Here is a 21,131-nt window from a genome sequence, read left to right as displayed (position 1 = left end):
TTTACGCTCGTCCTCTCGATCATGTACAGCCATGTCCATGCTGTAAAATATTAATTTAAAGTCAGGGCCGCATCGGTTTCTCCTGCCCACTCGCCTACCGGTTTGATGGTATACGTCATTCCCGACTTCAGTTTACTCTCCTGTGTCAGATCAAACACGCCTACGGCTCCCTTGCGGCTTGAATATTTGTAGGTTGCTATGTGCTTGTTGCCGTCTGCTCCAGTCAATTCAACGCTCCGGCCGGAGAAGAGCTCGTCCCCAGGATCCTCGGACAGGGTAATGGCAATGGAGCTGTCGCTGATTGCCTCGGCTCCGATGATTTCCAGCGGAGCAAACGCTCCTGCTACGAATGTCGGGTTGGCCATCTGTGCCCAATCCGAGGTAACGGTATAAGTAACACCCGGCGTCAGCGTCTGGCCTTCCGGCAAACGGAATTTCGGTTCTTGTTTGCCATCCGTGGACTGGGTAAAAGGTACGTATTTGGCCACGATAGGTTGTCCGCCTGCAGGCGTAATCGTGACTTCCCTGGCTTGGCCAGAGGATATGATCTGATAGACTATTCCATCGGCGCTGTTGTTCTCATCCAGCACGAATGCATTGGCTCCGCGACCTCCGCTATAGGCGGAAATAACGTAGCCGTAGTCAACGACGCCATTCTCTTTAAGTGCCTCCAACTCAAACGTATCCTGAGCGACTTGTCTAGCCTCTGTCATGTCCAACTTCGCGCTATTGCCTGCAAATGTGCCTGCTGTTTTCCCTTTATAGGTAAGCGTATACGATGTACCTGGTTTTTGAACGGAGGTTGGGACGATGTAAGTGGAAATCGAGCCTGTCTTCAAGCGCGGCATGTTGGTGAGTTCCAGCCCGTCGTTAAATTTAAAATCTTCTTTGGCTTTGGCAAACGCCTCATTCTCTGCCGTCAAGGGAGCATCGAAGGTGACGATCAGGGTTATGGCATTCAATGCACGAATACTCGTGATTTTAGCTTTTTCCGACGGAATTGCCTCATGGGCAACGCTTATCAAGTAGGCCGCTTGACCGCGAGTCGTATGGCCTTCCTCGGAGTAAAAACGTTTCGCCCAATCATCCACGGACTTCGCGTCTCGTTTCAGAGCCTTGGACACCATTTGTACAAGCTCAGCGTGGGTAACCATTCCCCGTGGATCAAAACGTCCTTCCGGTGCCTGCATGATATCCTGCGCTACCAGCTCAGCCGCGTACCGTTCATACCACGCGTTTGGATTCACATCCGTAAAGCTTGTCTTTGCATCCCCTTTGCCTTCAAGTCCAAATGCAAGAACAAGCATTTTCGCCAGCTCTGCCCGCGTGATAGGACTGGTTATCCCCATCGTGCCATCCTGGTATCCCTGCATCACGCGAAGCTGGGACAGCTCTTGAGTGGCTTGCTCTATATCTTGTGCAGCCAGTGGGACCTCCGCAGCCTCAGCCTGCAGAACATGAAACGGAAGCGAAGCGGTCGTTCCCAGGGCAGCCGCCACCATCATGGCCGCCAGTTTATTAGAATATGTTTTCATTTGTAAACCCTCCCTATTTCGATGAGTATGAACGTGGATCGTCATATCTCCATGATAGAAGAGAGTCCTAAACTCCCAAGAAAGCAGGGATTAAGCGTTTCGAAAACTTTTATTAACAAATTCTAAATTGTTTAGACCGAAAAGCGGTAGCCAGCCCCCCATACGGTTTCAATATACTGCGGATTGGATGGATCCACCTCCATCTTTTCGCGCAACTTACGGACATGGACGGTTACGGTTGCGATATCCCCGCTGGAATCCATGCCCCAAATCCGTTCAAACAGTTCCGTCTTGTTAAACACCCGGTTCGGATGGCTTGCCAGAAATTCAAGCAAATTAAACTCCCGGGTCGTAAACGTGACTTCCTCATTTCGGATGAACACTCTTCGCGCCGATTTATCGATGACCAAGCCGCGAATATGAATTTCTGAACTTGGACTTTGGCTTTGTTTGCCCATAAGCCTTACATATCTCATCAGATGGGCCTTGGCTCTTGCAACTAATTCGCTCGGGCTGAATGGCTTGGTAATGTAATCGTCGGCACCGAGATTAAAGGCACGGATTTTATCGATCTCCTCATTCTTGGCGGATACGATCAGAATGGGAACCTCCTTGTTCTTTCGGATATGACTGCATAGTTCAAAGCCATTCATACCGGGCAGCTGGAGATCGACAATGATAAGGCTGTAGTCCTCGTTAAGGGCAAGCTTCAATCCCTCATTGCCTGTATGGCATAGATCTACGAGAAAACCGTTCAGTTCAAAATAATCCCGCTCCAATTGAGCGATCGTTGTCTCGTCTTCAATGATGAGAATGCGTGTTGTCATGGGTTATTACAGCACCTCCTTTGTAATCGCTCGTTTGAGGGTAAAGTACAGGCTGGTGCCGACGCCGGGCTCGCTTTCCGCCCAGATCGCACCTCCGTGTCCCTCGATGATCTGGCTGGCAATTGCAAGCCCCAGGCCGCTGCCGCCCGTAGAAGAATTGCGGGATTGCTCCGCACGGTAAAACCTTTCGAATATATAAGGGATTGCTTCCGGCTCGATGCCCACGCCATTATCCCGTATTTCAACCGTTACCCATTCCGGAGAAAGCTGAGTGGAAACGTAGATGGTTTTGTGCAACTTGTCCATAAAATTTTGAGCATTCCCGATAATGTTGAGCACCGTTCGTTTTAATTTTTCCAGATCGGCAATGACCTCGACAGGCTGACCGGTGCGTTCCTTCCACGCCAGCCGTATTCCCTTTTCCTCCAAAACATAGCGCTGCTCATCGATGCAATCGTCTATAAAACCGATGATATCGACATGCTCAAACATGAACGGAACCTGCTTTAAATCTAGCTTGGAATAAAGAAACAGCTCATCCACAAGTTTATCCAGATCGATGGTTTTGGTGTAAATGATGTTCACATATTTATCCATCTTCTCCGGTGTATCCGCAACGCCGTCGCGTATGCCTTCGATATACCCTTTAATATTTGTTATGGGTGTTCGCAGATCATGAGAGATATTGGAGATCAGCTCTTTCCGGTTCTCTTCATCCTGGAGCCGGAGCTGAATCGATTCAAGCAGGCGTTTCCTCATATTCTCAAACGTCTCGTTTAACTGGCCGATTTCGTCCTTGGAATGCAAATCCAGAGAAAACTGGAGATTTCCCTCCTTGATGTGTTCCGCCGAATGGCGGAGCAAATCAAGCGGTTTGACTACGCTCCGCGTGATCCAGCGATATAACAATACATTTGCAACGACAACGATGCCAACGAGACTCAAGACAAGAATAGGCAGCAGCTTGCGCGTGACTTCGCCGAAAGGACTTCGCTCTCGAATAACAAACACACTCCCTCTGGCACCATCCGAATACCGGAAATCATATTTGGCATAAGCATAAAACCGCTCACCGATGTTGAGGGTATTGCGAATCTGATTGTTGTTCAGGTCATATGATGGCAGATTCGCTTCCAGTTCAGGCTGGTTCATCGTATGGGACTCAAAGATCTGGTCGTTTTCTCTGCGGACATACAGGCCCGCTCGTACGGTTCTCAGCTTAAAATCGTATTCCGTCAGCAGCTCTTTGTTCTGCAGCTCATCCGGCTCGTTCTTGGCAAGATATTTTAATTCGAGGAAAATAGACTCCTCTTGTTCCGTGAGCGGGTTAATCTGGTAGTGCACTTTATAAAAATCCCGAATACCGTGAATATCGCCGGTAGCCGCAACGGTAAACAAACTGGCAGTCAAGACAAAGACCAGCAAGCTGATGACCAGCATACCGGTATAGGACAGCAGCAACTTAATCCGGATGGACATGAAATTCGCCTAAAAAGAACCGGAAACGATGTTTCCCTGAAACATCGTCGCCACGCGTTTGGATCTTCTCGCAACGGCTTCAGCCGAACAAGAAGCTTCTAGAAATACGATGCTGGCAACGTCTCCGACCTGCGGCCATACCTGTTCCCCTTCATGATTAAGCGGTGTAATGCCACCGGTAATATATTGGAGCGTTTGCGCTAAAGCGCGTTCATCCACCCATCTGGATATTTCGGCCAGTCGGCCGGCGCGCTCCAGCACATCCCCATTTCCGAATGGCGACCATACATCAAAGATGTTGTCGCATCCGACGGCTACTTCTACACCGCGCCCGTGCAGTAAGCCAACCGGCGGAAACTTGCGGCCAATGGGCACACTCGTAATAATGGCGACCCCCGCATCAGCGAGCAAGTCCCCCATCTCTTGTGCTTGGGATGGTGGAATATCACCCAGTCCGAAGGCATGGCTTATCGCCACCTTGCCTTGCAGACCTGCATCAATGGTTAACTGAGCTAATCGCTTCATGGTGAAGATCCCTAGATGATCGGCATCGTGCAGATGCAGGTCAATGCCCGCATGGGCTTCGACTGCGAGCTCCACCATTTCCTGCAAGGATGCCTCGATATCGCCATCCACCGTCGCCGGGTCAACCCCGCCAACCAAGCTTGCTCCGCTGCGAAGTGCTTGTCTTACCCATTCCCTTGACTTCGAGCGCAGCAAACCATGCTGAGGAAAAGCAACGATCTCATAGGATAACTTTCCTTCAAATGTGCGTAATGCCTGTTGAACCGCTTCTAAATGGTCTAATCCCACTTCCGGATAGATATCCACATGCGTACGCACATGCGTCACGCCGAACTCCAGGTAAACATCAAGAAGCCTTTCTGCACGGTCTTGCGTCAAGTTATCCAGCGAAGGAAGCGTCGCTTTCTCGATAGCCAAACGCTCGAAAATACTGGAAACCGGCGTAACGGCACGCCACTTGTCACCGAGCAGCGTTTTATCCAAATGGCAGTGCTTTTCGATAAAGGATGGCAGAAGCAATAAACCCTTCACGTCGTGTTGCGGCCACTCGTCTGTTATAGTTGTGTCCGAAGCTACGATTTTCGCGATTTTCCCATCATCTATGAATATATGGCGAATCTCCGTCTTTGTTCCCGTAATAACGCCCTCTTGTACTTCATAACCACTCTCTAATCGGGCATTTGTTAACCAAAATGCTGAACTCATATCCATCATTCCTCTCTCCCCTAGCCAGACATACGATTATGCTATCACAGGAAAAATGATATGGATAATATTAAAAAAATAGGATTCACTTATGTTTTACATATACATAAAAAAGAAAAGCCACCCGCTAGGATGACTCTTCTGGTTATGCTTGATAATCTCCATATGTAAATCTCCTATTATTGAATCATGGGCTTTATTCTTAATTCATGGACCTTTGGTCCAGCCATACCTGAAACTGTTCCAGCGTCCTTACGTTTTCTTCCAGAACCGCTGTATAAATATCGAAACTTCGCACCTTCTTGCCATATTCATCACGGCTTGCCCAACTATGTTTGATTCTCAAAATAGCTTCCCGGCGTTCCTCGGTCAGCCGTTCAGGCATCGTTATGATATGTTTCAAGTCGGGCTGTCTTTCCGGTTCATCCACGAACCAAATGTCCATTTTCCACTCCTTCCCCTGCTGAGACTTATACTTTAGGCCAATGTACAAGCCATCCGGATAAGCGGGATCCGTATTATAATCGCCGGTATCGTTGATGAACTTCAGCTCCCGTACACCAGCTTGCAGCATGAGCTCCATTGCGATCTGTGCAATTAATTGCTGATTCAGCCGAGAGCATATTACCGTCATGTCCAGGTCTCTCCATACCATCAATCCGAGGGCTGAACTGCCGACTCGCACCGGTTCGCCTGCTTGACTTAATAACTCGTAAAGTCGAAGTTCCTCTGCCACCTCAGAAGCCTCGTCCTGGAGAGCTTTTTGTTGCAGCAGAAGCTTGCTTTCCGCCATTTGGTGTTCACCTCTAATCTTAAGTCGTATACCTCATATGGTATCACCCGATCAGCGTCCATACCAAGGGATTGAATGCATAAATGAACTTTCATGGGTACTGTCAGATCCGTTATCGAACTATACAGAATAAAATATGCGTTCACCCGACAAATAAGGCTTACAGTAATCGGCGCACAGCTTCGGCATCCGTTCACGCATCCATGCATGCACGGATTCATTCTCCATCTGAAAGACGTAGTATCCGATAATGGCCAGCAGCATGAAGCCTTCTAACAGAACAAGCTCATCTTGTCCCGCATGATCATTCCCATAATACCCTTTCAGGAATAAATCCCGAAGCTCCGAAGGAACCATCATCACACCCATAGCAACATCCGTGTAATAATACCCGGGTCCGAAAAAACCAAAATCGATAAAGCTCAGCTCTCCATTCCGGGTCCTGATGATATTCCCCAAGCTTAAATCACCATGGATGAGACCCCAGGCTTCTTCATTGCGCCTGTCCTTAAGCCGCGCGTTAACTAACGATATCGTTTCTTCAATGACGGAAACATCGGAGAAAGTAAACAATTCTTTTGTTAACCCTTGCTTGATAACCCCGATCATGTATTGATTGTAAGCAATCCCCTGACTCGGACGCTTATCCAAGCCCTCCTGCACGTACTGACCATAGAATTGGTGCAGCTCTGAAATACTGGCCCCCAGCTTCTCGACCATGACCGGATCGCTTAGGTCATCCTTCTGCAGGTCTCTTCCTTCCAACCAGGTAAGCATGGAGCTGTTCCAACGCTTCCCTTCGTGTTCGATGATCGTAATCAGTTTGCCTTCCCGATTACGCAGCGGCCTTTGGACAAGCAGTTGATCCCGGCCTGACAAGTGCTCCAGCATTTGGAGTTCACCCATCAAACCGTCATAGGTATGCTGCTGACCTGCCATGCCGTCTTTTACCGGTTGATGAATGCGCAGCAGATATGTACTTCCGTCATGGTCTTCCACCTTATAGGTTCGATTTTCATTATGCCGAATAAACGTAATCTCGGGTTCCCGGATGCCGTATTCGTTCAAAATTTCTTGCAGCTGTTCATTTTGCATGTGAAACTTCTCCTTCTATGTATAAAATGGACCGCATCATCCTTCAAGGAACGTATGGTCAAAATACGCCTTGAAATCAGGATATAGAAATACCAGTGACTTTTGAAGCTCAGCCCGATCCGTTTGTTCTTCATCCAGATCAAAACATATTTCATGTTCAATCTCATAGATAGCCCCGAAGCCATCGCCCGCGTCTTCGTTTACATCGATACACCATATTTTTCCGTATTCGGAATCCCATGTGAAAGGAAGATATCCCAGCCGGCATAACAAGGAATTGTACATGTCCCTGACGTTATCCAGCGGCTCGTCCACAGCTTGTTCTGGTATGATGTCAAAGTAATGATGGTACGTGGAGATGAATGCTTTATACCACTCGGGAAAAGTCAATCCATACTCTTGTTCCATCGCCCCAATATGAACTTCGCTTATAGTGGAAGGCACCAACTTCCATATGGACCACTCCTCACCCGTATCGACGGCCTTCATCTCTGCGGGAACGTCCGGGCGCATCCACCTGCAGAATCCCTCCTCCGTAACTTGACTGTATTTGGCGTAATAGGTCTCAAACCCTTGTTTGATATAATTGCGTATTTCCATCTAAAATGTCTCCTTATGTAGAAATTGGTCTCTATTTCATATCACTATTATCTATTTTGGGTTATTATTAGATTCGATCTATTCTATTTTGTTTACAATTCAGAAACAAGTCAGAGATTCTATCGATATAACTCTCTTATATACTCAGAGATAGCTAACGAGGAGGGACTTCAAATGCACAAAAAAATCGTCAAATCCATCATACCCACGGTCATCATAGGTTCCGTTGTCACAAGCCTAGCCTTATCTAGTGTTCTCAGCAGCACAAGTATTGGCAAGGTGGAAGCTGCCGCTGCATCTTCTTCCAGCTTATCATTTACTAAGTTTTTGGAAAACAACGCACCTCACCGGACTTTAAAGACCGTTCATGGTATAAATACGGTCACCAATCTATCTAGTACCGTTGTACTCGTCAACAAGCAAAGAAATCTACCATCGAGTTATGTTCCGCAAGACTTGGTTGTACCCCATATTCCGTTCAGCTTCTCGGGACCCAGTCCTAAAAAACAGATGAAAAAGGTAGCGGCATCTGCGCTGGAAAAATTGTTTGCGGCAGCCAAGAAAGACGGGATTGACCTCAAAGCCGTGTCGGGCTACCGGTCCTATGCCACCCAAAAAGCCATATTCGAACGCAACGCCCGTAATAAGGGCGAGGCTGTCGCTAACAAAACAAGTGCGCGTCCGGGACAAAGCGAGCATCAGACCGGGCTCAGCATGGATATATCCAGTGCTTCCGTAGGGTATGCTTTGGAGCAAAGCTTCGGAAATACCAAGGAGGGCAAATGGCTGAAAGCCAATGCACCGAAATACGGATTTATCATTCGTTACGGAAAAGGCAAGGAGAAATTAACCGGCTATTCTTATGAGCCTTGGCATGTTCGTTACGTTGGCGTCTATATAGCGGGAGAAATCACGAGACAAAACCTGACGCTTGAGCAGTATCTGGGCCAATCCCAATAATCGCACAATCAAGAAACGGACCATAATGGGTCCGTTTTTTTTGCCTGCATTTCTTGGCTTATGCTTCTAAGGTACATTCGCATATTTTACTTCGTATCCGGCGGACAACGTACTCCATATAGACTAAGCACGTACATTAACAGCAGTAGACAGGTTCGTTAGCTATGATTTTCGCAAATGGGGTGAACAACGTGCCTATTAAATCGGGAAAGCAGTATATCGAACGGATTGACCGACAGAATATCAACATTTGGTATAAAGGAGAGCCTATCCAGGGACCTTTATCCGATCATCCTGCATTCCAAGGTCTTATACAAACCCAGGCTGATCTATACGATATGCAATGTGAAGCAAGTTATATCGAACAGATGACGTACCCCTCACCCGATACGGGCGAACGCGTAGGCTTGTCTTTTCTCCCGCCAAAGAACGCTGAGGATTTGCAGAAACGCAGACTCATGATGGAGTTATGGGCGAACAGGCATCACGGATTTCTAGGGCGCTCTCCCGATTATATGAACACCGCGATCATGTCCTTATATACCGCAGCCGATATTCTGGAGGAACATCACCCGAAATATGCGGAAAATCTCAGGAACTATTATAAGTACTGTCGTGATCATGACATTACATTATCTCACGCCTTCATCCAGCCCTATGCTTGTAAGATGTCCGGTCAGCAAGATGCTGCTGAAGACTCTATCGCGGCTAAAGTCATAGAGATTAACGATGAAGGAATGATCATAAGCGGGGCCTTCATGATGGCAACACAAGGCGCAACATGCGAAGAAATGCTGGTATTCCCGACACCGTCCACAACGTTGTCCCAGGATGTGAATCCTTCTGCATTTGCATTCGCGGTTCCCAACGATTTACCGGGGATGACTTTTATATGCCGCGAAAGCTACGGTGCCACTTCTTCCTATGATTATCCTCTCAGCGCCAGATACGAAGAGATGGACACGCTTGTCATCTTCGACCGCGTGCTGGTCCCTCATGATCGAATATTTTACTATGGGGACGAGACTTACGCCGGGCGTTTATTCGGCGAGAGTCACTTTCATACGCATATCGCCCACCAAATGGCCATCCGATATATCGTTAAAACCGAATTCATGCTCGGTTTGCTGGAATCCTTGGCAGATGAACAGAACGTAGGGCTCGAGCCCCATATGGTCTCGAATGTTGCGAAAATGATTACATTTCTGGAGACCTTCAAAGCATTAAGATTGGCGTCCGAGCAGGGGGCCAGCCAGGATCCATTCGGATATTTTGTTCCTGCCGCCGGTCCTCTTCTCGCATCCAGCATCCTCTTCCCCAAATTCTATCCCGAGATGGTAGAGATGATTCAGCTGCTAGGCTCCAGCGGCCTGATTATGATCCCTTCCGAATTGGATTTTCAATCGGATTCCGGACCTTACCTTAACCAATATTTAAAAGGATCCACTACGGAGGCTTGGGATCGAATCGCATTGTTCAGGCTTGCTTGGGAGCTTGGTGCGAGCTCGTTCGGTGGTCGGCAAACCCAGTTTGAACGATTTTTCTTCGGAAATGCGCAGACGGCAGCTTATCGCATGTATAACCATTTTGCACAGCATGGGCAGCTACGAAGCAGGATTAACGATTTTATTACCAAGAACCATCCTTCATCATAACTTGATCGACGGATGATCGTGCATATATAAAAAAGATGCGAGTTATAAACTCACATCTTTCCGTGTTGTTTTTCATGATGGGCACATATAGCTCACGAATGAGAATGCAGTCTCAATCTGAACCGATACTTCATATCGTCTTCGAACCACATCATAAAGTTTGTACCCCAAATGTTATTGTGCAGATTGAAATGGAATCCACCGGTCAATGAAGCATAGGAGTTGTCGAATTGCAGCAAACGCGGTTCCCCCGGGCACACAAGCGGCGCGTCCAAGGTTTCAATAACCACCGTTCCGTCTGCCCCCTCATAATATAGGCCGGAATTGACACCATGCATGTTCCGGTTACCGTCCTTCACGACGAATAACGGAGATATACGCTGGCCCAGCTTATCCATCATCCATGCGTTGGGATTATCCACAAGGGGGGCAAACGAGAACCAGCTTGCTTCCGGAAGACGGCAGGCTGGTTTGCCCTTCCAGCTCAGACTTACCTCTATGACGGGCTCATTCGCAAGGAACGTATAGATTACGTTCAATCGGCGGGGAGCCCCATAGTGATTGCTGAGAATCTCCGGCAGCTTCATTTCCGCCGTTACGATATCATAATCGGCGTTCCTCTCCAGGTGCAACGTCCGCAATGACGCGGTATATCGCCGATGCTCCGGCCGCGGCTTGACATACTCGATTCCCGGCTTGCCGAAATCGTTGTCTGCCCAGCCATGATGGATATCCAGATTGGTCATGTATTCATTGAAGAAACGGTCGTAGTTTTCTTTGCTGAAGGTTTCATACCTATAAGTGCCCAGTCTCTGATGGTCATCCGCCCACGCCTTCCCGGATCGATCCATTAATCGGTTTATCGAGCCGTCGGCGGCGAAACTCACCTGAAACTGACCTAATTCGTACAGCTCGTTTGTTTCGATCGGTTGTTTGTACTCCATCGGCTCCGATCCCGGAAGGGGATGATGCTGGCTCATCCGATCCAGCTCCCTTCTCGCTTCAGCTGCCAACGACTTCGGCAGCGATTGAACGGCCTCCTCAAGATAATCCCGCTGCTCCTGCCAAGAGCTCTCGTAGTGGCTGTACGACCTGGTATCAATCGCCTGCTGGCATAGGTAGTCATATTTTCTCAATGTATTGTCTTCAACGATATCCCGTGCTCTTGCAGCGGCTAAATCCGTGGCGGAATAATGAACAAAATCGGCGAGATAGACGGAATTGTTCAGCCCCCAGGTATGCTCGGGAATCAGCATCAGACGGTTGCAAAATCGATCGTACGCATCACTGTTCTTGTCCAATTGACCGGATTCGATCCAGCGATCCCGGAGGCGAAGCAATTCTCGGTAGCGGGAAATTTTCCAAGGATCCGAGGCAATGCCGTGTATCCACGAATCCCCGATTTCTTCGCTCACGACAGGCAATCGGCCCTTCACGATTTGAAGCCGCCGGGCAAATGCATCCAGTGTCGAGGCCATGATTTCCGCCCCTGGATAGTCCCGCTCCAACTGTTCAAATAAAACACGGATCTCCTCCATAGAAGATGGACCATGATTATCATGAGTATGGGCAAAATACAAGGCATCTTCCAGCCCTTCCATGTGAAACGGCTTGCCGTAACTATCCGCATAATGAACGATGATCTCCGAGCCGTCGGAAGCCCGCCATACAAACATCTCCGGCACCTTGGGATTTTTGGACACCATGTTAACGCCCAAATGCAAATATTGTATGCCGTGTTTAACCAGCAAAGGTACCATGGCAAGGGTATGGCCCGGAACGTCCGTCATTTTAGCGGCAACCGTGGTTTTTCCATACTTTTGGTCCAAGCCGCCCGAAATGGAGATTCCAAATTCGAATAGCCGGGCATCCATGATCTCCGTATGCGTCGTAAACGGCAGCCCATGCCAAACGATGCGTCCCTCCCCAATGGCATGTTCCATACGCGCTCGCATGTCAGGAGAAGCCGTTCGCAGAAATTCATCGATTAACCATGAGCCGGTCGTCCATACGAATTTTACGTTCCCCTCTTCATTTGCCAGCTGTTCGGACAGTTCCAGAGCCTGGGGTATGAAATGCTCCATATAACGCTCGATTACGTTCTTTCCCAAATCGGTAAACCCGATGTCCAGATGGGTCTTGAATACGACATGAACTTTTTTGATTGATGTTGCCATCCATGACTTCCCCTTTCAACAATAAACGGCTAACGCCGAACTTTGAGCCCCATTTTACTAGAGCAGATCGCACAAGTCTTTGCATGAAAGGGTCATGCTTTTGCAAAAAAAGGACACCTGCCATGAATCGCGCCGGAGCTTTAGGCATTCCAAAAAGCCCCTCTCATTTCGGCTGGGAATGGGAAGGGCTTCGGAAGGCAAATTCGGATATCAGAAAGTGCTCGCCTTCGTTGTGTCCGGACACCATCTGGCCGGTCGATAATATCGAATCAGGACATCTATCGCTTCGGGTGTCCGCAGATGGGTAAGCGTTTCGAAGGCATACGCCCTTACATAACGATCCTTGCTGTGAAGCGCTTGCTCAAGCGAATGGATAATAAGGGGAACATCAGGAGCCTTGGCGGTACGAAGCAACGACAAGGCCGCAGTGTATCCCATTTTATTTAGGATATAGCTCTGCTGGCTGAAGTCCGTGTCATCGGTTTCCACGGTTCCACTTCCCTCTTGCAGAAGCGACTGTTCCAATACGTTTGCCAAGGCCTGACACACATCGCCTGCCTCGCTCCCCATCATGCCCAGCGCTTCGACTGCATTTCGACGAACCCAATCGCTCGGGTCCTGCAAACACGCGATCAATGCCGATGAAACCTCATGCGTCGAAGGTACCATCGCTCCCAACGCGAAAGCAGCAAGCGCCCTGCGCTTCTCGTTTGCGTGTTTCAGCAGTGCAAGCAGTCCTGGAACGGCACCAGCGCCGGCACCTTGCAGTCCGTAAGCCGCTCTCTCTGCGATTTGCGTTGCTCCTTCGGAAATGAGGCGTATCAATTCATCGATGCCGGCGGAGCCTAGTTGGCCAAGCGCATAACCGGCATTCAAAGCTACCGGCTCCCTATCATTCAACATTCTGGCCAGTTCAGGAGCCAACGAAGCAGCCTTTTCTCCTAGCAATCCAGCTTGATCCGCGGCCCTTGCGCGAACGGTCTCGTCCTCAGACTTTAGATCTTCTGCCAATTGCTCTATTTGAGCTTTGCCTCCCGTTGCAGTGGGAATCCCCTGACCCAGTTCGCCGCGCATCCAATTCCATACATCTCTCCATAGATTCAAATGCACGTAAGGTGTTCCGCCCGTAAGGCTCATCTCCTTCTCTTGATGATTCCAGCTCGGCGATTCCGGCGCATGTAATCGAACGAATTGAAACTTTAACATGTAACGATCCATGTCGGAGACATTAAGCGAAGCTTTATGCCATAAATCAAAATGAACCAGAACCATCGTTCCGGCTTTGCCGGTCGGCAGCAGCGTCTCGCCTTGATCGCCTACAAACTTTTCGTAATATGCGGTACCGGGCATGATGGCGGTCGGTCCCATTTCCTCAGTGATATCCTGCATGTAATAAAAAATCATCGCCCACCAAGGCCGGTGGCTGCGCATGCTGGACCAGTAACCGTCTTTGTGCCACTGCCCGCCTCCCGGCAGCGGATCGCCCGGCTGATTGTAATGGCAATGCCGATGCGGATGCATATAGTAATCCGGTCCGAGTACACTCGTCAAAGCCCCTTTAACGACCGGCGTTTCGAAGAACTGCTGAATCTCGGGCACACGGGGCAGGATGTTATTGCCGGGATTTCCTTCCTCGTGCAATACAACATTTATTTTATCCCTGACGGCAGCATGAAGCTGATCCGGCAATTCGTTGTGAAGCACCACATACCCCTTCGTAATAAATTGAATGATTTGTTCATCCGTCAACAGGCATTCACAATCCAACATCTTAATTCCCTCCTCATGCATGAAATGAATTCAGTGTTAGTATAGCAATGGTGACGATCGCTGTATTTACATAAACGTCAGGCTTTTGTACAATCGTCATGCGAATATTTATAGAATCTTATCTTATAAGGATGTGGAAATAAATACGTGGATTTTGCCGTCTTCCATCCCTATGTGTTTTATGCGACACGGTATCCCTTTTCCAAAGGTCAAAGCAATAACAACCGGCACTGCTATTCGTCATCGCTTTATCTAATTACCGAGGGTAAGGGCATTCTTCGCACCAGAGGCCACACATACCATACCGACCCGGGTTCCCTAGTCTATATACCGGCAGGACAGCCGCATGATTGGATAGCGGACAGCCAGGATCCCATGGTACATGTCTGCTGTTATTTCGACTGGTCCTATGTGGACCGCCGGGCTATGGCGGATCATCCCAGCGTGATCTGTTATGACATTGCCCAGCTGATTCCTTCCTATGTAGGCCCTTCTTTTCCCTATGCCATACCCGAGCTTATGAGGGTTGAGAAGATCAACGTATGGAGCGACCTCTTTGAAAAATTCTACACCGGGAACCAATTCGAGAATGAGCATACCTACATGCGCAGCGTAAGGACACAAAGCCGGTTCCTGCAATTCATCGAGTATTTTCTTGCATTCGCATTGCAGGATGAAGCCATTCCCGATCATAGAATGAACAAACTACTGGAGCGACTGGATCAGGATATCCTGCACGGCAAGCTGCGTCCATTGGAGTCGTATTACGAGGAACTTCGGATCAGCAGAGGTTATTTTTTCGAATTGTTCAGAAGATCGACAGGCTTGCCGCCAACCCAATACATTAACCAGTTCCGCATCAATCGGGCCAAGGAGGATCTGCGCAATATGGACCTCAGCATCACGGAGATCGCCGAGAAGCACGGCTTCTCTTCTATCCATTATTTTTCGAAGCTGTTCCGGCAACTTAACGGCTTATCTCCGCTAGATTATAGGAAAGATCGAGAGGATATCGATTGACCAGCAGAGGTTCACCCTAATCCGGCAGGATATTCCCTCTATTCGTCTAATCCATTCAAAAAGCATATAATGTACGATAACAAGGGATCGCACTTGCTCTAAACATACTAGAGGGACCAAAAGGAGAGATTTGGAATCGATATGCGTTTTTTTTCATACCTAAGCTCCTTTATAAACAATTGGCGGGATTACCCGGCTGAAGAAAATACGATACTGGGGAATCGTTACACCGTTCAACAGAGGATTGGGGAAGGCAGTTACGGCATCCTGTATAAATGCATGGATCAACAGAGCGGCGATGTGGTGGCGGTCAAACAGTCACGACCCAGCAAAGGCGATTATGCCAGACAATTGCTGGATCGGGAGGCAGCGGTATTAAGATCCCTTCAGCATCCGCAAATTCCGGCATATCGGGATTTTTTCACGAACAACCGCGATCGTTATCTGGTCATGTCTTACATGAACGGTGATACGCTTGAAGATTTGATATTTGAACAAAACATGAAATACGAAGAAGACGAATGCATCGAGATCACACAGCAGCTTCTGAAGCTGGTCCGATACCTACACGAGCAAGGCTATGTTCATCTTGATCTGCGGATTCCTAACGTACTGTTTAAGGATGACAGGATCAACCTTATTGATTTTGGCCTGGCGAGAAGGATCGGTGAACCCCCTCCGCTTCAAGTACCTGTACGGAAAAAGTTCAAGCGAGGCAGCTCGGCGTCCTCTGTTCAATTTAAGGATTCGAAGGAAAGCGAGGATCTTCGGGACATTGGTCACTTTATGTTGTTCATGCTCTACTCCACCTACGAACCGGATCACAATCGGGTCGCAGCCGTGGAGCGAAGCTGGCAGGAAGAATTGCATCTCTCGACGGGACTGCAGCATATGATCAAACGCTTGCTGCAATTGAGTGAACCTTACTCAAGCTCTTTGGAGTTCATGCACGAGCTGCAGTCGCTCGCTGAAACAAGAAGCCACCCCTCGGATAAGAAGGGCAGCCTTTAATTTGATTATGGGGTTTCATTTATGTTACGATCCGATTAAATTATATGGAATGATTACGAACAAGAAAGGAGGATGTTTTCACATGTTAAGAAAAATCATGAACAAGCTTCTCCACTCTACTTCCCATAGTCATGGCCGTAAGCGTTACAGCAGTTCCGCGAAGAATTATGGAAGAAAATACAGCAGCAGTCATGGCTATTCGCGTCGTAAAGGTTCCTCGTCTGATTACAAGCACAGGCATGGCAACCAAGGTCATGGCTATTATAAGAACAGAAGAGGCAGCTCGAGCTAATCATTAAACATCATCATGGAGTACTTCACTTCATCCCTCAACTTTTTTGAGGGATTTCTTTATGGCTTCATACAGTAAGGAGTCTACGCTGCCGGGCATCTCATCTGATCGTGAAGTTAACCCCGTAATAGGATAATATTAATTTACTTGCGACTCTCCGGGAAGAGTTATTCTCCCATGAAGTGCTGTACAACGGCAGCGCGCCTCTCTTACGCACCTCTATTGCCCATCCGGCAACAACGGCAGCCGCATAACCTCTTCCGCGTAATTCCTCTAACGTCTCAAGCCCGGCTTCGTGTGCTCCTTCCGTAATCCGAACGCTCCGGCAAACCGATACCACCCTGTTTTCATGAATGAGCGCAACGCAAGGCTGGCCGTAATCGATTTCCGTGATCAGCCATTCAAAACCGGTGAGCGAATAGTCGTTCATATTTTCTCGAGTGATCCATACCGTCTGTTTGGCCGGTGTTGTTTTGTCAGGTATCCGGTAACAGGGTCCGCTCGTATAGTGCTCAGTACGAAGGAGATTCATATAAGCGGCAACATGTTTAGGCTTCGTCGGAACCTCATCGTTTACGATCGGCTCATCTTCAACCAGCGCCTTCAATTGGGCGGCAATTCTTTCGGGAACATCATGACGAAACCGGCAGATCGCGGAACCGTCTATCGTGCGACCCAGGAAAAATCTGGGGGCAAGCTCCTCCCCCGGCCAAGGCTCGTTGATGGTGCGAATTCGCATATCGCGGTCATGCGTAAACATCGCCCGGACATGCATTTCCATCAGCGCCGTAGCCGTTGGCTCTTTATCTATCCAATGGTTCATGCTTATATCCCCTCCCTTAGAAATGAATCCTCGAAGTTGGCTGCATATCACTTTCCATCGTAACAGATAAATCCAAGAATAGGCTGGGTATGAATCGCTTTAATAAAAAAGACCCTGTCTCCCCCTATCCGGGAGGCAAGGTCAACATTGAGATTAGGTTTAATGGGTAACCGTTATATCTTCCTTCCCAGCGAGTTCCGCTGCAATCGCGGGATCAACGCATAGGCAAACGTGAAGAGCGGGCTTAACCATAAGAAAGCTGCATACGGTGCATACTCAATGACCGGTACGCCAAGCGTAGCTGCGAAGAAGGCACCGCTAACCCCCCAAGGAATCAATGGGTTAACAAGCGTACCGCAATCCTCCAATGTACGGGACAACGTCTTCGACGGAATATCTCTGCGGGTGTATTCTTCCTTGAACATCTGACCAGGCAAAAGGATCGATAAATATTGCTCGCCCGTCATGCCGTTGACCGCAATCGAGGATGCCCCCGTCATCAGGACAATGCTGCTCTTCCGCTTCAGCGGTTGCATGACTTTGCGGAAGAAGGCTTCAATGACGCCGCAATGCTGAAGCAGCCCTCCTAAGGCTAAAGCAATCAAGATCAGCGATACGGACCCCATCATCGATTGTAATCCGCCGCGGTTGACGATGGAAGCAACGGTTTCGTTGGCGATTGTGCTCTTGTAGCCGCTCTGCATGACGCTGAACCAGACATCGATCGCCGTCTGCTGCTGAACGAAGGCCGTTACGATGAGTCCGGTGACAATGCCGACAATAAGCGTCGGGAGAATTGGAATCCGTTTGATGGAACAGGCAATAACCGCAAGCGGAGATATCAACGTTAGCCAATGAATTTGAAATCCGCCATTCAGAGCAGCTTTGATTTGATTTATCGATGATAAATCAAGGGTATTCGTGGTTGGTGCAAGCAGGAAAAAGAGCGTTGTCACGATTAGGGCCGGCACCGTGGTGTAGATCATGTTGCCTATATGGGTGAATAAGGATATGCCCGCGACCGCAGGAGCAAAATTCGTTGTGTCGGAAAGCGGCGACATTTTATCACCGAAACAAGCGCCGCAGATTACCGCTCCTGCTGCCAGTGTCGGAGAAATCCCTGTCGTTACGGCGATTCCCATGAAGGCAACGCCAACCGTACTGACAGTCGTGAAGGAGCTTCCGGTAAACATCGAAACCACGATCGTCACATATAACGCACTCACGGCAAAATAATGAGGTTCAATATAATCCATTCCATAGTATAAAATGGTCGGGACGGTACCGCTCATCATCCATACCGCAATCAGAATACCGATGAGTGAAAGGATGAGAATTGGCATAATCGCCGTTTGGATGCCTTGAATGATCGCGGATTCGAGCTGCTTCCAGGAAAATCCGAACAACCGCAGCAAGGTGGCGATGCCCACGGTCGTTGCCAGGAGCGGAATATGCGGCTCTGCCTTAAAAAGAAAGATGGAGACAAACAGTACTGCCAGTATAAACGCGATAAGAATGATGCTTTTTGAGAAACTGAGATGTCGTTCCATGGTGCTAAGACTCCTTATACATGGTCGTGGCGGGAGATCCTTCCCGTCCGTTTGATTATGAATGATTCACTTTTTCGCTTTTATGCTTTTCGGCTTCTTTGCTTCTGTGCAATGAAGCACAAAGTAACACTATAAACGATAAGTACAAACTTCGTCAATGTACGAACCATGAACAAGACCACAAAAAGGCGACTGCACCCGAGCAGTCGCCTTTGTCTAACAAGTATATTTATTATTTCGCTTGAATGTAACCTTCGGCTTTCAGTAATTCGGCGATTAGAACAGCTCCCCCTGCCGCGCCACGCAGCGTATTATGCGAGAGTCCTACGAACTTGTAATCGTAGAGGGAGTCCTCGCGCAATCTGCCCACCGATACGCCCATGCCGCGCTCGATGTCACGGTCCAGCTTCGTCTGCGGCCGATTCTCTTCTTCGAAATACGTTATGAACTGTTTAGGCGCACTCGGTAGATTCAGTTCTTGCGGTCTACCTTTAAACTGCTGCCAGCGGTCCAGGATTTCATCCTTCGAAGGTTTGTTCTCGAACGATGCAAATACGGTGGCTAAGTGGCCGTCAGTTACGGGAACGCGAATGCATTGCGTCGTAATCAATGGCGATTGGGCTTTCACGATCTCACCGTTCACAACGCTGCCCCAGATGCGCAGCGGCTCCTGTTCGCTCTTCTCTTCCTCCCCGCCGATATACGGGATCACATTGTCCAGCATATCCGGCCAATCGGTGAAGTTCTTACCGGCACCCGAAATCGCCTGATAGGTGGAGGCAACGACATGGGTAGGTTTGTAATCAAGCAAGGCGTGAAGCGCCGGTACATAACTCTGAATGGAGCAATTCGGCTTTACCGCAATGAATCCGGTTGTCGTTCCCAGACGTTTGCGCTGTGCGGCAATCACGTCAATATGCCCCGGATTAATTTCCGGAATGACCATCGGAACGTCAGGCGTCCAGCGATGAGCGGAGTTATTGGAAATGACGGGCGTGCCCGTTTTGGCGTAGGCTTCTTCCAATGCCTGAATCTCATTCTTCTTCATATCCACCGCGCAAAATACAAAATCAACCTCTGCTGCTACTTGTTCCACTTGCGAAGCATCCTGCACAACAATGCCCTTCACCTGCTCGGGAATTGGCGTCGCAAGTTTCCAACGGCCCTGAACGGATTCTTCATACGTTTTGCCGGCTGAATTTCTGCTGGCTGAAATGGAAGTGACTTCGAACCATGGATGACCATCCAGCAATTGCATAAAACGTTGACCGACCATACCCGTTCCACCGACAATACCGACTTTAAGCTTTTCTGACATTCGTTACTCATATCCTTTCAATAGTGGCGTCATGTTCCCCATACATCGACTCTGATCTACCGTACGGACAATAGCATGCAGTAAATATGCTTCTTCTAGATAACTATTCAATCCGGCGCGATCCGTGTAGGATTCCTACCCAGAAGCTTCGTATTTCTTTTGATTTAAGAATCACGCTATCGACTTACTTTCTCAGAAGACAGACCGCATACAGCTGAAATTTTTCTAGCCGCATAAGGACGGCAAGCCTCTGAAGTTTATACACTCTTATCTCTTAACAAAAAAATCCCACCCCCAAGACCATAAGTCTTAGGGACGAGATTGTTATACTCGCGGTACCACCCCAAATTTGCCAATATGTCACCATATTCGCCTCATCGAGTACGGCATTACACGGTAATGCAGATACTCTAGCTCTGTAACAGGAGCTCCTGGCACACCATCCTCCTCACAATGAGGGTTCCATGTGCTGCTCTGAGTCTTTTTTCAATAAAGAACGCTTTGCCCCTTTTCAGCTGCCGGAGCTCTCTGTACAAGAATTCGTTTATTTACTCGTCTCTTCATCGCATTTGTTATGATTATTATATATAAAACCATTTCGGTGGTAAACCTTATTTATAAAATTTTCGGAAAACTCGGCTGATTTCATGAGCTGCTATCCTATCAACGCCTTACGGAACCAGTTTATGGCTGAAGTCGCCGTGCCTCGAGTTCCATTTCCCGATGTATCGCCATTTCCATTCTCGTTCTTAATCATATGTATGGATTCAACAACGGGTGATCGTATGCCAAAACATGTTGGATCCGGCCAGTCACGGAATCATCTTCATACTCGTTGCTCCATGGGAACAATTGCGCGTAGAGATCGGAGAACAGTTACAGTTCATCATTCCTCGCAGCAAAACGGAGGGGGTGAAGATCAGCACTCAGCTTCACATCCAGCTTAATCATGCAGCACCTGCAGCCTGTGAACGATCAACGACTCTGCCTCTAACA

Annotated in this window: 17 protein-coding genes and 1 other annotated feature; of the genes, 5 read left to right on the top strand and 12 right to left on the bottom strand. The window is 48.5% G+C overall.

What is annotated here, in order from left to right; all coding sequences use genetic code 11:
* Positions 1 to 50 precede the first annotated feature (50 nt).
* From OHJ21_RS05990 to OHJ21_RS05960, 7 genes are all read right to left on the bottom strand, one after another.
* A complete protein-coding gene (locus OHJ21_RS05990) occupies positions 51 to 1,535 on the bottom strand; it encodes an S-layer homology domain-containing protein (RefSeq protein WP_486019520.1) in 1,485 nt (494 codons plus the stop codon).
* Between the two features lie 131 nt (positions 1,536 to 1,666).
* Positions 1,667 to 2,362 carry a response regulator transcription factor gene (locus tag OHJ21_RS05985; protein WP_100536790.1) on the bottom strand — a complete coding sequence of 232 codons (696 nt, stop codon included), beginning with the start codon at positions 2,360 to 2,362 and terminating at the stop codon, positions 1,667 to 1,669.
* A 6-nt stretch (positions 2,363 to 2,368) separates the two neighbouring features.
* Positions 2,369 to 3,841, bottom strand: a complete 1,473-nt coding sequence (locus OHJ21_RS05980; RefSeq protein ID WP_486019519.1) for a sensor histidine kinase — start codon at positions 3,839 to 3,841, stop codon at positions 2,369 to 2,371.
* A gap of 9 nt (positions 3,842 to 3,850) precedes the next feature.
* On the bottom strand, positions 3,851 to 5,071 hold the full coding sequence (locus OHJ21_RS05975) for an amidohydrolase (protein WP_486019518.1): 1,221 nt from the start codon (positions 5,069 to 5,071) through the stop codon (positions 3,851 to 3,853).
* 202 nt (positions 5,072 to 5,273) lie between these two features.
* Positions 5,274 to 5,864 (bottom strand): hypothetical protein, encoded by a 591-nt coding sequence (locus tag OHJ21_RS05970; RefSeq protein WP_486019517.1) that lies wholly within the window; start codon positions 5,862 to 5,864, stop codon positions 5,274 to 5,276.
* 120 nt (positions 5,865 to 5,984) lie between these two features.
* A complete protein-coding gene (locus OHJ21_RS05965; RefSeq protein WP_486019516.1) occupies positions 5,985 to 6,959 on the bottom strand; it encodes a phosphotransferase enzyme family protein in 975 nt (324 codons plus the stop codon).
* 36 nt (positions 6,960 to 6,995) lie between these two features.
* Positions 6,996 to 7,559, bottom strand: a complete 564-nt coding sequence (locus OHJ21_RS05960; RefSeq protein ID WP_326115264.1) for an SMI1/KNR4 family protein — start codon at positions 7,557 to 7,559, stop codon at positions 6,996 to 6,998.
* A 174-nt stretch (positions 7,560 to 7,733) separates the two neighbouring features.
* Between OHJ21_RS05960 and OHJ21_RS05955 the strand changes: the two genes are divergently transcribed.
* Positions 7,734 to 8,519: a M15 family metallopeptidase gene (locus OHJ21_RS05955; RefSeq protein WP_486019515.1), complete on the top strand. Its 786-nt coding sequence runs from the start codon at positions 7,734 to 7,736 to the stop codon at positions 8,517 to 8,519.
* A 191-nt stretch (positions 8,520 to 8,710) separates the two neighbouring features.
* A complete protein-coding gene (locus tag OHJ21_RS05950) occupies positions 8,711 to 10,174 on the top strand; it encodes a 4-hydroxyphenylacetate 3-hydroxylase family protein (RefSeq protein ID WP_486019514.1) in 1,464 nt (487 codons plus the stop codon).
* 92 nt (positions 10,175 to 10,266) lie between these two features.
* Here the strand turns inward: OHJ21_RS05950 and OHJ21_RS05945 are convergent, their stop codons facing one another.
* On the bottom strand, positions 10,267 to 12,351 hold the full coding sequence (locus OHJ21_RS05945; RefSeq protein ID WP_486019513.1) for a DUF5054 domain-containing protein: 2,085 nt from the start codon (positions 12,349 to 12,351) through the stop codon (positions 10,267 to 10,269).
* A gap of 210 nt (positions 12,352 to 12,561) precedes the next feature.
* Positions 12,562 to 14,121, bottom strand: coding sequence for a HEAT repeat domain-containing protein (locus tag OHJ21_RS05940; protein WP_486019512.1), 1,560 nt, complete (start codon positions 14,119 to 14,121; stop codon positions 12,562 to 12,564).
* A 147-nt stretch (positions 14,122 to 14,268) separates the two neighbouring features.
* Here OHJ21_RS05940 and OHJ21_RS05935 point away from each other — a divergent pair, with 147 nt between their 5' ends.
* The 3 genes from OHJ21_RS05935 (at position 14,269) to OHJ21_RS05925 (ending at position 16,444) form a co-directional block, all read left to right on the top strand.
* Positions 14,269 to 15,141, top strand: coding sequence for a helix-turn-helix domain-containing protein (locus OHJ21_RS05935; RefSeq protein WP_486019511.1), 873 nt, complete (start codon positions 14,269 to 14,271; stop codon positions 15,139 to 15,141).
* Positions 15,142 to 15,282: 141 nt separating this feature from the next.
* Positions 15,283 to 16,152, top strand: coding sequence for a serine/threonine protein kinase (locus OHJ21_RS05930; protein WP_100536781.1), 870 nt, complete (start codon positions 15,283 to 15,285; stop codon positions 16,150 to 16,152).
* A gap of 82 nt (positions 16,153 to 16,234) precedes the next feature.
* On the top strand, positions 16,235 to 16,444 hold the full coding sequence (locus tag OHJ21_RS05925) for a hypothetical protein (protein WP_100539335.1): 210 nt from the start codon (positions 16,235 to 16,237) through the stop codon (positions 16,442 to 16,444).
* 100 nt (positions 16,445 to 16,544) lie between these two features.
* Here the strand turns inward: OHJ21_RS05925 and aac(2')-IIb are convergent, their stop codons facing one another.
* From aac(2')-IIb to asd, 3 genes are all read right to left on the bottom strand, one after another.
* Positions 16,545 to 17,267, bottom strand: a complete 723-nt coding sequence (gene aac(2')-IIb / locus OHJ21_RS05920; protein WP_486019510.1) for a kasugamycin N-acetyltransferase AAC(2')-IIb — start codon at positions 17,265 to 17,267, stop codon at positions 16,545 to 16,547.
* A gap of 173 nt (positions 17,268 to 17,440) precedes the next feature.
* Complete coding sequence (gene nhaC / locus OHJ21_RS05915; RefSeq protein WP_486019509.1) at positions 17,441 to 18,817, bottom strand: Na+/H+ antiporter NhaC; 1,377 nt, start codon at positions 18,815 to 18,817, stop codon at positions 17,441 to 17,443.
* 232 nt (positions 18,818 to 19,049) lie between these two features.
* Entirely contained in the window at positions 19,050 to 20,135 is a 1,086-nt protein-coding gene (gene asd / locus OHJ21_RS05910) for an aspartate-semialdehyde dehydrogenase (protein ID WP_100536778.1), read from the bottom strand.
* 308 nt (positions 20,136 to 20,443) lie between these two features.
* Positions 20,444 to 20,708, bottom strand: a binding site (T-box leader).
* Between the last annotated feature and the right edge of the window lie 423 nt (positions 20,709 to 21,131).

Origin of the sequence: Virgibacillus sp. LDC1 (genome assembly GCF_025792345.1) — a bacterium.
Lineage (GTDB): Bacteria > Bacillota > Bacilli > Paenibacillales > Paenibacillaceae > Paenibacillus_AQ > Paenibacillus_AQ lautus.
The sequence above is the reverse complement of the archived record's forward strand: the minus strand, read 5'-3'. Positions and strand labels throughout refer to the sequence as shown.